Here is an 18,471-nt window from a genome sequence, read left to right as displayed (position 1 = left end):
AAGGTGTTCTACGTGACTGAATTAGGGAATCGATTAAAAGAAGCCCGTTTAGCCAAAGATTTAAGTTTGGATGATTTACAATCCATGACGAAAATCCAAAAGCGATATTTAATTGGAATTGAAGAAGGCAATTATTCCAGCATGCCAGGTAACTTCTATGTTCGAGCGTTTATAAAGCAGTATGCAGAGGCGCTCGGCCTAAATCCGGAGGAAATATTTGAAACCTATAAAAATGAAATCCCGCCATCTATTAATGATGAAATGCCGCAATTATCGAGAGTAAAAACACATAAAAATATCTCTCCGGGCAGCTCGAAAATTTTTGATTTCCTGCCCAAAATTTTGATTGCCGTTTTTGTGATCGGGGTTGCCGGCCTTTTCTATTATTTTATTTCCACGAATGCCGGCGATGATACGAATGAATCCGTTAGCCAGGATAATGAGCCGGTAAAGCTTGTCAAATCCGACAATCTTGAAAAGGCTCAGGCTGATGAGAAAGAAAAAGCCGCCGACAAAGAAAAGGCAAAGGATAAGAAACAGGAAAAATCCAAGGATGAAAAGCCAAAAGAAGAAACGCCAAAAGAAGAAACACAGACACCAGTACCTGAGGCGCCAAAGCAAGAGTTGACGGTTGTGCAGACAAGCGGCCGAAATTCAACATTTTCATTGGCCAATGCCGATAAATTTGTTGTAAAGGTCGTTTCCCGAGGAGAATCCTGGGTAAGCATTAAAAACGGCATAGGAAAATCATTTTTCCAGGGAACGCTGAAGGCCGGCACCGAGACGGAAAGCCAAACCTATGACTTAACACCTGAGACTGCAGCTGTCATCACTGTCGGCAGAACGCTTGATGCCGATATCTATGTCAATGACCAAAAGCTGGAGTATGCGGTTCCGCCCGCGGAAAAAGTTCGTCAGGACATCACCATTCAATTTGTTCCGAAGAACCAATAGTCATCATTCGATGACTATTTTCGCATACATGAACTTTTATAAATAGAAAAGGGTGCCGACTGAACGGCACATTGTTGTATTTTAGGAGGAAGTTTGATGAATTTACCTAACAAGATTACTATTTCACGCATAGTATTAATCCCGGTGTTCTTGATTATTATGCTGGTTCCTTTTGATTGGGGCGAGTTCCGATTGCTCGGTGCTGACCTTCCGGTAACCCATTTTGTCGGTGCGTTAATTTTCATACTGGCATCGACGACTGACTGGGTGGACGGCCATTATGCCCGCAAATACAATCTTGTTACCAACATGGGGAAATTTCTTGATCCTTTGGCGGATAAACTGCTTGTTTCCGCGGCTTTGATTGTCCTGGTTGAACTGGGGTTTGCTCCATCATGGATTGTCATCGTGATTATCAGTAGGGAGTTTGCCGTTACCGGACTGCGCTTGCTGCTTGCCGGCGAAGGGGAAGTCGTCGCGGCCAATATGCTTGGAAAAATTAAAACGTGGACGCAAATCGTCGCGATTTCAGCGTTATTACTACATAATATTATTTTTGCTATGATTCCATTTCGATTTGACCTTTTGGCATTATGGGTGGCATTATTTTTTACAATCTGGTCCGGATGGGATTATTTTGCGAAAAACAGCCATGTGCTGAAAAATTCGAAATAGGTGCAGTTTTAATTCTGTAAACCTTTGAAAAAGGAGGGGCGGTTTGTGAATGCTGAGATTATTGCAGTTGGTTCGGAGCTGCTTTTGGGCCAAATCGTAAACACCAATGCACGGTTTCTATCTCAGCAACTAGCGGGGCTGGGGATTGATGTTTATTTTCACACGGTTGTCGGGGACAATCCGGATAGGCTAAAGTCGGCGATTGAAATCGCTGAGAAGCGGTCGGATGTGATTATTTTTACCGGCGGTTTAGGCCCGACAAAGGATGATTTGACGAAGGAAACGATTGCCCGCCATCTCGGAACAGATCTGACCATGGACGAAGCCGCGCTGGTATCGATTGAACTTTTCTTTAAACGGACCAATCGGGTAATGACGGAAAATAACCGAAAACAGGCATTGATTTTGAAGGGGTCTCTAGTTCTGCCCAACGACCATGGAATGGCTCCCGGGATGGTTTACCAGGGGGGGAGTCATACCTATATGCTATTACCGGGACCTCCTAAAGAGTTGGAGCCGATGTTTTTGAAATATGGAGGGCCTGCTCTGGCAGGGTTTGGCGGTTCTGGGGAACAAATTGTCTCCCGGGTGCTGCGGTTTTTTGGCATCGGTGAGGCAGCATTGGAGACAGATGTCCTTGATTTAATTGAAGCCCAAAGCAATCCAACCATTGCTCCGCTTGCCGGTGATGGAGAAGTAACGCTAAGGCTGACCGCCAAACATAAGGATGTTGCCTCGGCTCAGGCAATGCTCGATGACGTAGAAGCAAAAATCAGGGCGCGCGTGGGCGAATTTTTATACGGTTATAATAATTCTTCATTATTGGAAGAATTGACGAAGGTCTTAAAAAAGAAGAAATTGACGGTTACCGCTGCAGAAAGTTTAACCGGAGGATTGTTTCAGCAGGAAATCACCTCCATTTCCGGGGCGAGTTCGGTGTTTAAGGGTGGCGTCGTCTGTTATTCGAACGAAATCAAGGAGAAGGTCGTTGGGGTCCGCCCGGAGACTCTCGCTGCTCATGGAGCGGTAAGTGAGGAATGTGCCAGGGAACTGGCGGTGAATGCGGCACGGATCTTTGGGGCGGATATCGGAATCAGTTTTACTGGTGTAGCCGGACCGGATGAGTTGGAAGGCAAGCCGGTTGGAACGGTATATATCGGTATTTCGGTGGCGGGGCTTCCGGTGATGGTTGAGAAGCTTAGTCTTAGCGGAACGCGCGAAGCCAACCGTGGCCGGGCGGTAAAGTTTGGCTGTTACTATTTGTTGAAATATTTGAAGGAATCACAGGATGCTGGATGAGCGTTCTGTGTTTTTTTGTTTTTGGGGGAAGGGTGGACCGTTCATGAAGACAAAATAGTGGTCAGTTGGGGCTGAGGTGTCCTTATAGAAGGCTCATGAGGACAAAAGGCTGGAAAGAATGAGAGGAACTGTCCTCATAGACGGTTCATGAGGACAAAAGGCTGGAAAGTCTATGAGGAATTGTCTCCATTGGGGATCATATTGCCAAATGTTTCAGTTAAATTTCTTGAAATTATCTGAAAATAAGCAAATAAGACTTTTTCTATCAAATACCCTTCAGAAAAACTCCTTTTCTTGGGTAAATTTGTTTCTTATACCATAAATAATTGCCTAGAAAAAGGTCGAATAGATGTTCGTGTTTTTGCTCGACAAATCATCCGAAAGAGGTTATAGTATTAATAGGTTTCAATTTCATAGATTCCAGCAATAATTTTAATTTAATTATAAAAGGAGGAACTATTTGTGAGTGACCGAAAGGCCGCCTTAGAAATGGCGCTAAAACAAATAGAAAAACAATTCGGTAAAGGTTCCATCATGAGAATGGGAGAACAATCGGAAACGAAGATTTCAACAGTTCCGAGCGGGTCCCTGGCACTGGATGCAGCACTTGGTGTTGGAGGATACCCAAGGGGACGGATCATCGAGATATATGGACCAGAAAGCTCTGGTAAAACCACCGTCGCTCTGCATGCTATTGCGGAAGTTCAAGCAAAAGGCGGACAAGCAGCGTTTATCGACGCTGAGCATGCATTGGACCCAACTTATGCACAAAAACTAGGCGTTAACATTGATGAATTATTATTATCCCAGCCAGATACAGGTGAACAAGCCCTTGAAATCGCTGAAGCGCTTGTGCGAAGCGGCGCAATCGATATTATCGTTGTCGACTCTGTAGCAGCTCTAGTACCAAAAGCCGAAATTGAAGGTGAAATGGGAGACTCTCACGTAGGCTTACAGGCCCGCTTGATGTCCCAAGCCCTTCGTAAACTATCAGGTTCAATCAACAAATCTAAAACAATTGCCGTCTTTATAAACCAGATCCGAGAGAAGATCGGAATTATGTTTGGAAACCCCGAGACAACACCTGGTGGACGTGCGCTGAAGTTTTATTCGACCATCCGTCTTGAAGTCCGCCGTTCCGAGCAGTTAAAGCAAGGCACTGAAATGGTCGGTAACAAGACAAAAATTAAAGTTGTCAAGAATAAGGTGGCGCCTCCATTCCGTACGGCTGAAGTGGATATTATGTATGGAGAAGGTATATCCAAAGAAGGCGAAATTGTCGATATCGGTTCAGAATTGGATATTATCCAAAAAAGCGGTTCATGGTATTCCTACAACGATCAACGAATCGGACAGGGCCGTGAAAACGCCAAACTGTTCCTAAAGGAAAACCCTGATCTTCGCCAGGAGATTCAAACCAAAATCCGCGAGCATTACGGTTTAGATGGCGAAAAAGTCGTCACCGAAACCGATGACGATGAGCAATTTGAATTGCTGGATAATTAATGTTCTTGAGCAAGGCCCGTGTTCGGGTTTTGCTCATTTTTTTATGTAAATGTATTTTTATGCAATAAAACCAACAAATATACACATTGAAACCGCTCTCAAACCTGATAAGTTGGAAATATTTATAGAAGCAATTCTGACAAAACCTTGACAATGACAAGTCCCAGCTTTACAATTAACATGTATATTTTACATTTTTGAAAATATTACATGATGAAAAGCCTTGGTGCTTGCTGTATGTTGAGTCTAAACAATGTACATGCCGACACTTAAAAAATGTAACAAAAGTTCATAGCAAGAGGAGGTGTAATGATGGAACCAATTACAATCATCTCCATTTTGCTTGGCCTTATCGTCGGTGCCGTTGTTGGCTATTTTATTCGTAAATCCATTGCTGAAGCAAAAATAGCAGGAGCTAAAAATGCCGCTGAACAGATTCTTGAAGATGGTAAACGTGATGCTGAATCACTAAAAAAGGAAGCCCTGTTAGAGGCAAAGGATGAAATTCACAAGCTTCGAACTGAAGCGGAGCGTGAGGTTCGCGAACGAAGAAATGAACTGCAAAAACAAGAAAACCGTTTACTGCAAAGAGAAGAGAATTTAGACCGAAAGGATGAATCGTTAAACAAGCGAGAAATTCTTTTAGAAAAGAAGGATGATTCTCTAAACCAAAGACAACAGCATATTGAAGAGATGGAAAGCAAAGTGGACGAGTTGGTACGTACACAACAAACAGAACTTGAACGAATTTCGGGCTTAACCCGCGAGGAAGCAAAAACAATCATTCTCGATCGGACAGAGCAAGAACTTGCTCATGATACCGCGATAATGATTAAGGAAAGCGAAAATCGTGCAAAAGAAGAAGCTGACAAGAAAGCGAAGGAAATTCTTTCGCTCGCCATCCAGCGTTGCGCAGCGGACCACGTCGCCGAAACAACTGTTTCAGTGGTAAACCTTCCAAACGATGAGATGAAGGGACGGATTATCGGTCGTGAAGGACGTAATATTCGTACCCTTGAAACGTTGACGGGTATCGATTTAATTATTGACGATACTCCTGAAGCTGTTATTCTATCTGGTTTTGACCCTATCCGTCGAGAAACAGCGCGCTTGGCCCTTGAAAAGCTTGTTCAAGATGGACGAATCCATCCTGCCCGGATTGAGGAAATGGTCGAGAAATCCCGCCGCGAAGTGGATGAATACATCCGTGAAGTTGGGGAGCAGACTACATTTGAAGTTGGGGTGCATGGGCTCCATCCGGATTTGATCAAAATTCTTGGCCGCTTAAAGTTCCGTACAAGCTACGGACAAAACGTGCTGAAACACTCCATGGAGGTAGCTCAGCTATCTGGATTGCTTGCTGCTGAGCTTGGTCAGGATGAAACGCTGGCAAGACGCGCCGGACTTCTGCACGATATTGGAAAAGCGATTGACCATGAAGTCGAAGGAAGCCACGTTGAGATTGGGGTCGAACTTGCTACCAAGTACAAGGAACATCCTGTCGTCATCAACAGTATTGCTTCACACCATGGCGATACAGCACCAACATCAACCATTGCCGTTCTAGTCGCTGCTGCTGACGCACTCTCTGCTGCAAGACCGGGAGCCCGCAGCGAAACACTTGAAAACTACATTCGCCGCCTAGAAAAGCTGGAAGAGATTTCGGAATCCTATGAGGGTGTGGAGAAATCATTTGCGATTCAGGCTGGACGTGAAGTTCGGATCATTGTAAGACCGGATGCCATTGATGATCTTGCCGCCCACCGATTGGCTCGCGACATCCGCAAGCGCATCGAGGAAGAGCTAGATTATCCGGGACATATTAAAGTAACAGTTATCCGTGAAACACGGGCTGTTGAATACGCAAAATAAAGCGGTGCGCATGCGCCGCTTTATTTTGTAAGGAAACGAAATGTGGTAAACTTTAAGCTATCAAACAGGGAAAGGGCAAGGATATGAACTTACTTTTTATTGGCGACGTTGTCGGTTCGCCTGGCAGAGATATGGTAAAGGAATTTTTGCCAAAATTAAAGGAGAAATTTCGGCCGCACCTTACCATCATTAATGGTGAGAATGCAGCAAGTGGAAGAGGCATTACCGAAAAGATCTATCGGCAATTTTTAGAACAGGGCGCACAGGCCGTCACGCTTGGAAACCATGCTTGGGATAACCGGGAAATCTTTGAGTTTATTGATAAAGCAAAATATTTGGTGCGCCCGGCCAATTTCCCGGAGGGCACTCCAGGACAAGGGCTTATTTTTATAAAAATAAATAACTTTGAAGTGGCGATTATTAACCTACAAGGCCGGACGTTCATGAATCCGATTGATTGTCCGTTTCAAAAAGCGGATGAATTAATTGCAACTGCCCGAAAAAAAACCCCATTTATCTTTGTCGATTTTCATGCGGAGGTTACCAGTGAAAAGCAGGCTTTGGGCTGGTATGTGGACGGAAGGGTGTCGGCAGTAGTCGGGACACACACACATGTACAAACGGCGGATCAGCGGATTCTTCCAGGCGGAACGGCCTATTTAACAGACGTTGGGATGACCGGTCCCTATGATGGCATTCTTGGCATGGAAAAGGAGGCAGTGCTGAAACGGTTCCTGACAAGCCTCCCGGTTCGATTTGAAGTGCCAAAGGAGGGCAGAGCCCAATTAAGTGCTGTTTATATTGAATTGGACCCAAAAACGGGTTTAGCGAAGAAAATCACCCCTATTTTAATAAACGATGATCATCCGTTTTATTCTTAAAGAGCAAAGGCAAAAACTTTGCTCTTTTTTATACTTTGAGAATTGTCCAGCTTCAGCGCCTAGGGGCTCGGGGTCATAAGCCAATCCGTCAAGAAGGTCAAAATGCGACCTTCTCGCCGGCTCGTCTTATGCCTGTCGCCCCTGTTCAAGGCGCTTTCTCTTTTCTTTTTCGTCCAAGCTGGAATATGTCATCTGTAAAGTGAATATAGTAGCAGTGGAATGTTATATACCTGATTTGTTCATGAAACTGCTCATGCGGAATCGGGATTTTACAAGGGGGAGCTAGGAATGGAAATATTAAAAGTTTCAGCAAAATCTAATCCTAATTCTGTAGCTGGTGCACTTGCCGGAGTTCTGCGTGAAAGAGGTGCAGCGGAAATACAGGCAATTGGAGCGGGTGCATTAAATCAAGCCGTCAAGGCAGTAGCAATTGCACGAGGATTTGTGGCGCCTAGCGGAGTTGATTTGATTTGTGTCCCTGCGTTTACCGATATTTTGATTGACGGGGAAGAACGCACAGCTATCAAATTAATTGTGGAACCACGGTAACAGAGCATTCCATTTTTGAACCGTGGATAAAGAAACATCCCAATCTTTATGCCTGGTTGTATTATACAAGCAGGTATTTTTGTGTCGACAAAAAGCTGCCCCGCCCATCATTCATTTGAAAGATATTATTCTGCTATATGATAGAAAGCTTTTTTTATATGAATCTTTGAAGGTCTGAAAATAGGTTTATTTGGTAAAAATATTAAAATAACGGGTTTTGCCGGATGTTATAAGGGGTAAAAACGAATTAATTTAAAATTATAAAAAAATATTCATATTTTAGACAATATTTCGAGCCAAAGGGTTGCAATTTTTTGCACATAGGTCTAGAATTGTAAGCGTTTAGTACGTATCCATGACTCTAGTTTTATCTCTTTAAAGCGTAAAAAATAGGGCTAATTTCTAGTGATTTACTTGGAAAAGTGCTACACTAATACATGGATTCAATTAATATCTTTTACATATCCAAAGGGGTGTAAGACATGATCAAGCAACTTTCGTGGAAAGTTGGCGGACAACAAGGGGAAGGCATAGAAAGTACTGGGGAAATCTTTGCAATTGCATTGAATCGCCTAGGATATTACCTGTATGGCTATCGTCACTTTTCATCACGTATTAAAGGCGGCCATACTAACAATAAGATCAGAGTTAGTACAACAGAGGTTCGTACTATTTCAGATGACCTGGATATTCTTGTCGCTTTTGACCAGGAAACGATTGACGTAAACTACAAAGAGCTTCATAGCAAAGGGATCATCCTGGCTGATGCCAAATTCAATCCAAAAAAACCTGAGGATACTGAAGCAAGCTTGTATGCGGTTCCATTCACAGAAATTGCGACAGAGCTTGGCACATCACTCATGAAAAACATGGTTGCTATTGGTGCTACAGCTGCGGTATTAGATTTGGATATTCAAGTGTTTGAAGAAGTCGTCAGAGAAATTTTTGGCAGAAAAGGCGATCAAGTTGTTGCGAAGAATATGGATGCAATCAAAGCAGGTTTTGATAATCTGAAAGCTAATCTTGGTGCAGGCGTTCAAACAATGCAACTTGAAAAAGCGGACGGCAAAAAGCGGATGTTCATGATTGGAAACGATGCCATCGCATTAGGTGCGATTGCTGGCGGTTGCCGATTTATGGCTGCTTATCCAATCACTCCGGCATCAGAAATTATGGAATACTTAATTAAGAAACTTCCGGCACTTGGCGGCACTGTCATTCAAACTGAGGACGAAATCGCGGCAGCGACAATGGCAATCGGTGCCAACTATGCTGGTGTTCGTACTATTACTGCATCTGCAGGACCTGGACTTTCTTTAAAAATGGAAGCAATCGGCCTTTCCGGTATGACCGAAACCCCACTTGTGATTGTTGACACCCAGCGTGGCGGCCCTTCAACTGGTCTGCCAACGAAGCAAGAGCAATCCGACTTAATGGCGATGATTTACGGAACACACGGTGAAATTCCAAAAATCGTGTTAGCTCCAAGTACTGTAGAAGAAGCATTTTATGATACTGCTGAGGCATTCAACCTTGCGGAAGAATACCAAGTTCCGGTTATTGTTTTATCTGACCTGCAATTATCTTTAGGTAAACAAACGGTTGAACCTTTAGACGTTAGTAAGGTAGAAATTAGACGTGGTAAATTGTTAACAGGAGATCTTCCTGAAATTGAAGCCAAAGGCTATTTCAAGCGTTATGAAGTGACCGAAGATGGCGTTTCACCGCGTGTTATTCCTGGAATGAAAAACGGCATTCACCACGTGACAGGCGTTGAACACGCTGAAACTGGTAAGCCATCTGAATCTGCTGAAAACCGTAAAGCGCAAATGGATAAGCGAATGAGAAAAGTCGAAAACATCCGTTTCAATATGCCGGTTTATAAGAATGCCAAGCATGAAGATGCCGACATCTTATTCGTTGGTTTCAACTCGACTCGCGGAGTAATTGAAGAAGCAATGGGACGTCTTGAAAAGGACGGGCTGAAAGTAAATCATGCCCATATCCGGTTGATTCACCCATTCCCAACTGACGAGGTTCTTCCATTGGTTCAATCAGCGAAAAAAGTTGTAGTAGTGGAAAACAACGCAACAGGTCAATTGGCCAATATCTTAAAAATGAATGTTGGACATGCCAATAAGATTGTAAAACATGTAAAATATGACGGAAATCCATTCTTGCCTCATGAAGTATATTCAAAAGCTAAGGAGTTGTTCTAAATGGCCACTTTTAAAGACTTTCGAAACGATGTGAAACCGAACTGGTGCCCTGGCTGTGGTGACTTCTCTGTACAAGCGGCAATTCAACGTGCTGCCGCCAATGTTGGCTTAGAGCCTGAAAATCTTGCAGTTATTTCCGGTATCGGCTGTTCAGGCCGGATTTCCGGTTATATAAATTCATATGGTTTCCATGGAATTCATGGCCGTTCACTTCCAATCGCACAAGGCGTTAAAATGGCAAATCGTGATTTAACGGTTATCGCTTCCGGCGGTGACGGTGACGGGTTCGCCATTGGTATGGGTCATACGGTTCACGCGATCCGTCGTAACATTGATATTACTTATATTGTTATGGATAACCAAATCTACGGCTTAACTAAGGGGCAAACTTCCCCGCGTTCTGCTGCAGGTTTTAAAACAAAATCGACACCTGAAGGTTCGATTGAGCAGGCCATTTCACCAATGGAGTTGGCATTGACAGCTGGAGCGACATTTGTTGCCCAGAGCTTCTCAACTGACTTAAAAGACTTGACTGCATTAATCGAAGCAGGGATCAATCACAAAGGCTTCTCGCTCATTAACGTATTCAGCCCTTGTGTAACCTATAATAAAGTCAACACGTATGACTGGTTCAAAGAAAACTTGACCAAATTGAGCGATGTGGAAGGCTATGACCCACATAATCGTGAAGAGGCCATGCAAACGTTAATGAAGCATAATGGTTTAGTGACCGGCCTTATTTACCAAAACACTGAGCGAAAATCCTATCAGGAACTTGTTCATGGTTACGCTGAAGCTCCGTTAACACAAGCGGACCTCGGTCTTGATCAGAATTATTTTGATAAATTAGTAGCGGAATTTATGTAATCCGAAAAGCGGAAGCGCCTAGGCGCTGAAGCTAGACAACGTAATAAAAATCCCGAGGCGATCTTGCCTCGGGATTTTTTGCTGATGTCAAATGCAGCCTGGATTTTCTATTGTTTTCAGTCTCGCAAACCTTTATACTATAATAATGTGCAGATTAAGAAAAACAGCTGTACAGGCAAAAAAACGAAAAAATTAATCTGATAGAAACAAGATCCTGAGAAAGGGGTTATTGCACATGAATGAAAAGCAACGATTAGAAGGCCAGCAAGTAGCTGCTGCTAATTCTTCGGACAAAAAATCTAGTAAGGATTACAGCAAATACTTTGAGCAAGTCATTACGGCGCCATCCTTAAAAGATGCTAAAAAGCGTGGTAAAGAAGAAGTAAAGTATCACAATGATTTTGCGATTCCGGAAGAATTTCGCGGAATGGGCAAAGGCCGAAAGTTTTATATCCGCACTTATGGCTGCCAAATGAACGAACATGATACAGAAGTAATGGCCGGCATCTTTTTGGCTTTGGGCTATGAGCCTACAGACCGTACCGAGGATGCCAATGTCATACTTCTTAATACATGTGCGATTCGCGAAAACGCGGAAAATAAAGTATTCGGGGAACTTGGCCATCTAAAAGCGTTAAAAATGGAAAAGCCTGATTTATTGCTCGGGGTTTGCGGCTGTATGTCCCAAGAGGAATCAGTCGTAAACAAGATTTTAAAAACGTATCAGCATGTGGATATGATTTTTGGAACTCATAATATTCACCGCTTGCCAAACATCTTGCATGAAGCTTATATGTCCAAGGAAATGGTCGTTGAGGTATGGTCCAAGGAAGGCGACGTCATCGAAAATCTTCCGAAGGAACGCCGCGGCAATATTAAAGCATGGGTCAACATTATGTACGGCTGTGATAAATTCTGTACGTATTGTATTGTCCCATTCACCCGCGGTAAGGAACGAAGCCGCCTTCCCGAGGAAATCATCCAGGAAGTGCGACAATTAGCGGCCCAGGGCTACCAAGAAATTACCCTGCTTGGCCAAAACGTTAATGCTTATGGTAAAGACCTTGAGGGAATGAACTATGGCCTTGGCGACTTGATGGATGAATTGCGTAAAATCGATATTCCAAGAATCCGGTTTACAACTAGCCATCCGCGTGACTTTGATGACCGTTTGATTGAAGTGCTGGCAAAAGGCGGCAACTTGATGAATCATATCCATCTTCCGGTACAATCAGGGTCTACTGATGTATTGAAGATTATGGCTCGTAAGTATACAAGAGAACAATATTTAGAGCTTGTTAGAAAAATCAAAGCAGCGATTCCGGATGTGGCACTATCAACGGATATTATCGTTGGCTATCCAAATGAAACGGACGAACAATTCGAAGAAACGATGTCGCTTTATCGTGAAGTTGGTTTTGAAATAGCGTATACGTTCATTTATTCTCCACGTGAGGGTACTCCTGCGGCAAAAATGGAGGATAACGTTCCGATGGAAGTGAAGAAGGAGCGTTTGCAGCGCCTAAACAACCTTGTAAACGAACTTTCGGCTGAAGCAATGAAAAAATACAAAGGTCAAATTGTTGAGGTTCTTGTGGATGGGGAAAGCAAAAACAACCCTGATGTCCTTGCAGGTTACACAACCAAGAACAAGCTGGTGAACTTTATCGGTCCTAAATCAGCGATTGGAAAAATTGTGAAAGTAAAAATTATAGAAGCAAAAACATGGTCATTAAACGGAGAAATGGTGGAAGAATTAGAACCAGCAGAGGTGAACTAAAGTGGCGAAATATACGAAAGACGATATCGTCGCTCGAGCAGCGGAATTGGCACGAATGATTGCAGAAACAGAGGAAGTGGACTTCTTCAAGCGAGCAGAAGCGGCCATTCATGACAACCAAAAGGTAACTACACTGATTTCCGATATTAAAGGATTGCAAAAGCAGGCAGTGAATTTGCAACATTACGGCAAACCTGAAGCGTTAAAGAAAGTTGAAGACAAGATGGCTCAGCTTGAACAGGAGTTGGATGAAATTCCGGTTGTTCAGGAATTTAAACAATCGCAAGTGGATGTAAATGACTTGCTGCAATTGATCGCATCAACGATTTCTAATACAGTCACCGATGAAATTATCATTTCAACCGGTGGAGATGTCCTTCGTGGGGAAACAGGCTCCAGTATGAAAAACGGCGGCGGTGAATGCGCTGGACATGATGATTGCGATCACGATCATTAATATGTAAGTCAGGCCTATTTTGGGCCTGGCTTTTTTCTTTGGTCCTCTTTCGAAAAATGTCCTCCCATGGCACACACCTAGTAATCCCGCATAAGATAAAGCATGAGTTAAAGATTTTCCAGTATTCAAAGATTATATATCACACTAGTCTAGACATTCGCATAGGATGAAATGAAACAGAAATGAGGAGGGTTCGCGCGAAATGGGAGAATACAGAGAGATATTTGCGAAGGCCGTAGTAGCGAAAGGACGTAAATTTACCCAGTCCAATCATACGATTAGCCCGGCACATAATCCATCAAGCGTTCTCGGCTGTTGGGTTATCAACCATAAATACAACGCAAAAAAAGTTGGTAAAACAGTTGAGATACACGGCTCTTATGACATCAATGCTTGGTACTCCTTTAATGATAACACCAGAACTGAAGTTGTTACAGAACGGGTTCAATATACCGATGTCATTAAGTTAAAATACCGTGACAATGATAGCATGGATGATCAGGAAATCGTAGCAAAAGTTTTGCAACAGCCAAATACGTGTGAAGCAGTAATTTCCCCTAATGGCAACAAAATCATTGTCCATGTGGAAAGGGAATTCCTGGTCGAGGTAATCGGTGAAACGAAGGTTTGCGTCCGTGTCAATCCTGAAGGATGCAAAGACGATGACGACGAATGGAGCATGGACGTCGATGATGAGGAATTCGAGGAACTAAATCCGGATTTCTTGGTCGGCGGCGAAGAAGAATAATTCCAACTAGGAGGTTTTTGCTTCCTAGTTTTTCTTTTTTCATAAAAAAGATGGGGATAACATCAGCCTAAAGACCGACAAAACAACGGTTCGCCCTGGCTATAATAAAAGCAAAGGGGGAAGAGAACATGAAAATATATCAGGTAAATGTAAAATGTTTTGATATTTTATCCATGAAAAAGTTCTATTGTGAAACTTTAAATATGCCCATCATAAGCGAATCGGAAACATATTTCAGTGTAATGGCAGGTACTTCAAAATTAGTGTTTGAATGCGATGCGAAAATGCCATATTATCATCTGTGTTTTCGAACTGGTTCTGAGTTCTTTGATTATATGTTTCAAAGACTATCCGATAAAAACCTCTTACTGCCAGATGAGAACGGTCAATTCAGCATGTTTTGGCACGGAAAGCAGGCCTACTTCACGGACCCTGACGGAAATATTCTCGAACTACTGGAACGTCCGTTTCATTGGGGAGACGTGGCCCCGGATTCAGGATGGTATGATATTGGCGAAATCGGGCTGCCGGTAAAGGATATCAGTGAAATGCAAAATAATCTTTCGGCTTTCGTTGAAGACGAACAAAAAAGTGAAAATGACAGATTTGCATTTTACGGAAATCAAGAAGGGGTTTTTGTCCTTGTAAAGGAGGGACGGAACTGGTATCCGACGGACCGCGGAGCAACTATTCATCCAATCAGGGCAGTTGTATCGGGCCGTCATGAGGGGAAATTTATTCATCAGGAACTGCCATACGAAATTGTCGTTCGTAAGGAATGGAGCGGGCAGGTACCGGCAGTCCAATTTCGTATGGCCCGGCCCACCAATCAAATTGAGAAAATCATTGATTTTTACGAGAATGGTCTAGGGCTGGAGAAGATAGGCGAGTTTCACGGTCATGACGGCTATGATGGGGTGTTGTTTGGCGCACCTGGCCACAGCTATCATCTCGAGTTCACTCAATGTGAAGAACCGATGGAACTGCCTTGTCCAACAAAAGAGCACTTGCTGGTTTTATATATCCCCAATTTGTTCGAGCTCCAAAAGATGGTACATAAACTGGCGGTAATGGGCTATCGTGAGGTAGAACCGGAAAATCCCTATTGGGGACGAGGCGGAGTGACGATTGAGGATCCAGATGGATGGAGAATTGTCTTAATGAACACCGCAGGGATATAAGGTGCATGTTTTTGGGCAAAATCAGCATCCTATCTCTGAGGAGGTGTGTTCAAATGAAACCAAGACAGCCGAGAAATAAGGAGATGCCGGATTTCGATAAGCTAAACGATCGAATCATTGCCGACAGTCCATCAGGGCCGATGCTGGTGATTAAAACCAATCTTGATCCGAAAAATGTTACAGATAATAACCCCTATTATGATGGTGAAGACGTAAAAGATCCGAAGGAGTTTAAGGAGTATTTTGAAGAGTAAAAGACAGCCAGCCTTAGTCAAGCTGGCTTTCTTCCCATTCCGGTTTTAACAAGGATAATGTATAGGTGTCATGGACTTCTCCATCTTGTTGGATGTAGCCTCTCAGCAGGCCCTCTTTGGCAAAGCCGAATTTTTCAAGAAGCTTTAAAGATGGTTCGTTTTCCGGAAATACGACAGCCCCGATCCGATACAAATCCAATTTCTCAAAGCTAAAGCTTAAGACCTCCTGCAGTGCCTCGGAGACATAACCATATCTCCAATAGCTGGGGTGCAACTCGTAACCTATTTCCGCTCGTTTGTTTTTTAATTGCAATCCGTTTAGACCAAGGGTTCCGATTATTTTTTGATTTTCCTTCAATTTAATTCCCCAGCGGATACCGCGTTTATCCTGGTAGTTTTTTTGGAACATATCAATTAATTTTACCGCTTCTGCCGGCAAGGTAAAGCGTTCGGAACCGTAAAACCTTGTTACTTCTTCCAAAGAGAAAATTTCAAAAAGACTGTCCACATGGTGCTGAGTGATTTCTATCAACTTTAGTCTTTTTGTTTCTAAGACAGGAAATGACACGATTTTACCCTCTCTTTCATTTAGAGATCTACACTCTTTATTAAGTGTATAAGTTGTTTCCCGAAAAATAAAGAAGAAATTCACCTTGTTATGGCGGTTAAGTACTATTTAGAAAATTTTTAAAAAGGTGATAATTTTTTCCTGTTGTCTGATAAGATAAAAAAGAAACATAGGTTTTAATAGTAGAAAAGAGGTGAACTGGTGAATTTCCCGGTTTATATATTTGGTATCCATCCCCATTTGATATTTGAATCACTCGCCTATTTTATTGGCTTTCGGGTCTATTTATTTACTAGAAATAAAGAGAGGATTCCAATGGATCAAGCTCTTTGGGTCATTGTCGGTGCGATTTTGGGGGCGGCATTAGGCTCAAAATTTCTCTATTGGTTTGAAAATCCAAAGGCCACCATGGAAAACTGGAATAATCTCATTTTTTTAATCGAGGGTAAAACGATTGTCGGCGGTTTATTGGGGGGATTAATTGGCGTTGAAACAGCAAAGAAATGCATTAGCTTGACGCGCTCCACCGGTGATGATTTTGTGCTTCCCTTAGCGGTCGGAATGATGATTGGCCGAATTGGATGCTTTTTGACCGGTTTGGATGATCATACATACGGCACCGCAACCACCTGGATGACCGGAGTCGATTTTGGTGATGGGATTAAACGCCACCCCACGCAAGTATATGAAATTGCTTTTTTGGCACTGTTGGCCTTCACATTGCTTCAAATAAAACGGAAAAATGCCGGTTGGGAAGGGCTTCTGTTCCAGTTGTTCATGCTAAGCTATCTCCTGTTCCGTTTCTTGATTGATTTTATTAAACCGACACCACACCCTTATTGGATTTTCAACAATATTCAACTAGCAAGTTTACTAGGCATCCTGTATTACATTTGGCTTATCAATAAAAAACAAATCGAAAAGAGGAGAGAACTTCATGCCTAACCGTCCTTACTTGTTTTATGAATTGACCAACAGCATCTGCTCAACATGTTTACGGAAAGTCGAAGCAAAAGTCATCATCGAAAATGAACGGGTTTATCTAGTAAAAAATTGTTTGCAGCATGGACGCGAAAAGGTATTGATTTCCACGGATGTCGCCTATTACAAGTGGTGCCGGGAATTTATCAAACCTTCGGAAATGCCTTACCGCTGGAATACGCCGATAAAATATGGCTGCCCTTACGATTGCGGGCTTTGCCCGGACCATGAACAGCATAGCTGTTTGACCCTTTTGGAGATTACCGAAAGATGCAATTTAAAATGTCCGATTTGTTATGCAGATTCATCACCGCAAAAAGGAACCTTCCGCAGCCTAGAGAGCATCGAGTTTATGCTTGATAGCATTATAAAAAATGAGCGACAGGCAGATATTGTCCAAATCAGCGGCGGGGAACCAACGATTCACCCGCAGTTTTTTGACATATTGGATCTGGCAAAATCACGGCCGATTCGGCATATAATGGTGAATACAAATGGGCTGAGAATTGCTAACGATAAAGAGTTTGTAAGACGGCTTGCCAGCTATTCGCCTGGCTTTGAAATCTATCTTCAATTTGACAGCTTTGAAAAAGAAGCCCTGGAGGAATTAAGAGGAGTCGACTTGCGTGATATCCGCCAAAAAGCAATCGAACATCTGAATGAGTTCAATATTTCTACTACTCTTGTCGTCACGTTGAAAAAAGGCTTAAATGACCAGGAAGTCGGAAGAATCATTCAGTATGGCTTGCAGCAAAAATGCGTCCGCGGTGTCACTTTCCAGCCAATTCAGGCTGCAGGCAGACTGGAAGAATACGACCCAGCGGTAAATCGTTTGACACTCAGTGAAGTAAGGCAAATGATTATCGACCAATCCAACGTGTTCGGGTCAAAGGATATCATCCCGGTTCCGTGCCATCCGGATTGTTTGGCGATGGGTTATGCATTGAAGGTAAACGGGGAGGTCACCCCGTTGACTGGATTGATCGATCCCAATATTTTGTTGGAAGGCGAGAGAAATACCATTGTTTTTGAGCAAGACGACAATATTAAAAATATGATTTTTAAATTGTTCTCCTTAAATCATTCACCGGACTCATCCGCTTTGTCTTTGAAGGATTTGTTATGCTGTCTGCCTAAGGTGGCTATGCCGGGAGAAATCGGTTACGATAACGTGTTCCGAGTGATCATTATGCAGTTTTTGGATGCACATAATTTTGATGTCCGCTCGGTTAAGAAGTCCTGTGTCCATATTGCTCACCTCGACGGACGGATCATTCCGTTTGATACGTACAATTTATTTTACCGTGATGATAAAGAACAGGAGCTGAAGAAAATACAGCAGGAGCTGGAAGTAAGAACGGTGATGAAGTAGCAAATAAGGAGATGGAGGCATGGTTCAAAATCAGGGGAATAAGGCAAATTTAAAAGACCTTTGGCTTGGGATAGGAATCACATTGAGTATTTACGTTCTGGGCCTGCTGGTTTTGTTCGTCTTTTCCGAGGCGTTTTTTGCCTATTTGTGTATCGCGGTTGTGGCTCTAATTATTCTTCCGATTGTTAGTTTTACCAAGGGGAAAAAGCGCCTAGGACAGGGGGCTTTAATCGGCCTTGGCCTCAATATTCTGTTGTTCACCGCCTGCTTTGGCATTATTATTTCTGGCCTATGAGGGTAAAGCAGAG

18 protein-coding genes are annotated in these 18,471 nt (G+C 43.0%); 17 read left to right on the top strand and 1 reads right to left on the bottom strand.

The window, feature by feature from the left end:
- Window positions 1-12: 12 nt before the first annotated feature.
- From M3234_RS12155 to M3234_RS12090, 14 genes are all read left to right on the top strand, one after another.
- Window positions 13-954: a helix-turn-helix domain-containing protein gene (locus M3234_RS12155; protein WP_262304965.1), complete on the top strand. Its 942-nt coding sequence runs from the start codon at window positions 13-15 to the stop codon at window positions 952-954.
- A gap of 96 nt (window positions 955-1,050) precedes the next feature.
- Window positions 1,051-1,629: a CDP-diacylglycerol--glycerol-3-phosphate 3-phosphatidyltransferase gene (pgsA, locus tag M3234_RS12150; protein ID WP_262304964.1), complete on the top strand. Its 579-nt coding sequence runs from the start codon at window positions 1,051-1,053 to the stop codon at window positions 1,627-1,629.
- A 45-nt stretch (window positions 1,630-1,674) separates the two neighbouring features.
- Window positions 1,675-2,928, top strand: a complete 1,254-nt coding sequence (locus M3234_RS12145; RefSeq protein WP_262304963.1) for a competence/damage-inducible protein A — start codon at window positions 1,675-1,677, stop codon at window positions 2,926-2,928.
- 462 nt (window positions 2,929-3,390) lie between these two features.
- Window positions 3,391-4,434: a recombinase RecA gene (gene recA / locus M3234_RS12140; RefSeq protein ID WP_311315649.1), complete on the top strand. Its 1,044-nt coding sequence runs from the start codon at window positions 3,391-3,393 to the stop codon at window positions 4,432-4,434.
- A 312-nt stretch (window positions 4,435-4,746) separates the two neighbouring features.
- Window positions 4,747-6,306: a ribonuclease Y gene (rny, locus tag M3234_RS12135; RefSeq protein WP_262305017.1), complete on the top strand. Its 1,560-nt coding sequence runs from the start codon at window positions 4,747-4,749 to the stop codon at window positions 6,304-6,306.
- Window positions 6,307-6,389: 83 nt separating this feature from the next.
- A complete protein-coding gene (locus M3234_RS12130; RefSeq protein WP_262304962.1) occupies window positions 6,390-7,187 on the top strand; it encodes a TIGR00282 family metallophosphoesterase in 798 nt (265 codons plus the stop codon).
- Between the two features lie 288 nt (window positions 7,188-7,475).
- Entirely contained in the window at window positions 7,476-7,736 is a 261-nt protein-coding gene (spoVS, locus tag M3234_RS12125; RefSeq protein WP_038541258.1) for a stage V sporulation protein SpoVS, read from the top strand.
- A 482-nt stretch (window positions 7,737-8,218) separates the two neighbouring features.
- On the top strand, window positions 8,219-9,955 hold the full coding sequence (locus M3234_RS12120) for a 2-oxoacid:acceptor oxidoreductase subunit alpha (protein ID WP_311315648.1): 1,737 nt from the start codon (window positions 8,219-8,221) through the stop codon (window positions 9,953-9,955).
- Window positions 9,956-10,822: a 2-oxoacid:ferredoxin oxidoreductase subunit beta gene (locus M3234_RS12115; protein WP_262304961.1), complete on the top strand. Its 867-nt coding sequence runs from the start codon at window positions 9,956-9,958 to the stop codon at window positions 10,820-10,822.
- A gap of 235 nt (window positions 10,823-11,057) precedes the next feature.
- Window positions 11,058-12,602 carry a tRNA (N6-isopentenyl adenosine(37)-C2)-methylthiotransferase MiaB gene (miaB, locus tag M3234_RS12110; RefSeq protein ID WP_262304960.1) on the top strand — a complete coding sequence of 515 codons (1,545 nt, stop codon included), beginning with the start codon at window positions 11,058-11,060 and terminating at the stop codon, window positions 12,600-12,602.
- A gap of 1 nt (window position 12,603) precedes the next feature.
- Window positions 12,604-13,059 carry a YlbF/YmcA family competence regulator gene (locus M3234_RS12105; protein WP_262304959.1) on the top strand — a complete coding sequence of 152 codons (456 nt, stop codon included), beginning with the start codon at window positions 12,604-12,606 and terminating at the stop codon, window positions 13,057-13,059.
- A 202-nt stretch (window positions 13,060-13,261) separates the two neighbouring features.
- Window positions 13,262-13,807, top strand: coding sequence for an outer spore coat protein CotE (locus M3234_RS12100; RefSeq protein WP_262304958.1), 546 nt, complete (start codon window positions 13,262-13,264; stop codon window positions 13,805-13,807).
- Between the two features lie 812 nt (window positions 13,808-14,619).
- Entirely contained in the window at window positions 14,620-14,988 is a 369-nt protein-coding gene (locus tag M3234_RS12095; RefSeq protein ID WP_262305016.1) for a VOC family protein, read from the top strand.
- 53 nt (window positions 14,989-15,041) lie between these two features.
- Window positions 15,042-15,242 (top strand): hypothetical protein, encoded by a 201-nt coding sequence (locus M3234_RS12090; protein WP_262304957.1) that lies wholly within the window; start codon window positions 15,042-15,044, stop codon window positions 15,240-15,242.
- Window positions 15,243-15,255: 13 nt separating this feature from the next.
- On the opposite strand, the gene M3234_RS12085 is transcribed toward M3234_RS12090, so the two are convergent.
- Entirely contained in the window at window positions 15,256-15,810 is a 555-nt protein-coding gene (locus tag M3234_RS12085; protein WP_262304956.1) for a GNAT family N-acetyltransferase, read from the bottom strand.
- Window positions 15,811-16,011: 201 nt separating this feature from the next.
- Here M3234_RS12085 and M3234_RS12080 point away from each other — a divergent pair, with 201 nt between their 5' ends.
- Genes M3234_RS12080 through M3234_RS12070 form a run of 3 tightly spaced genes read left to right on the top strand, consistent with a single transcriptional unit; the run spans window position 16,012 to window position 18,458 of the window.
- Window positions 16,012-16,755 (top strand): prolipoprotein diacylglyceryl transferase, encoded by a 744-nt coding sequence (locus M3234_RS12080; protein WP_262304955.1) that lies wholly within the window; start codon window positions 16,012-16,014, stop codon window positions 16,753-16,755.
- Complete coding sequence (locus M3234_RS12075) at window positions 16,748-18,163, top strand: radical SAM protein (protein ID WP_262304954.1); 1,416 nt, start codon at window positions 16,748-16,750, stop codon at window positions 18,161-18,163. The genes M3234_RS12080 and M3234_RS12075 overlap by 8 nt, the downstream gene beginning before the upstream one ends.
- 19 nt (window positions 18,164-18,182) lie before the next feature.
- Window positions 18,183-18,458: a hypothetical protein gene (locus M3234_RS12070; RefSeq protein ID WP_262304953.1), complete on the top strand. Its 276-nt coding sequence runs from the start codon at window positions 18,183-18,185 to the stop codon at window positions 18,456-18,458.
- The last annotated feature ends 13 nt before the right edge of the window (window positions 18,459-18,471 follow it).

The sequence above is a fragment of the Neobacillus niacini genome (assembly GCF_023715785.1).
Lineage (GTDB): Bacteria > Bacillota > Bacilli > Bacillales > Cytobacillaceae > Neobacillus > Neobacillus niacini_E.
This window is presented reverse-complemented; position numbering and strand designations above follow the sequence as displayed.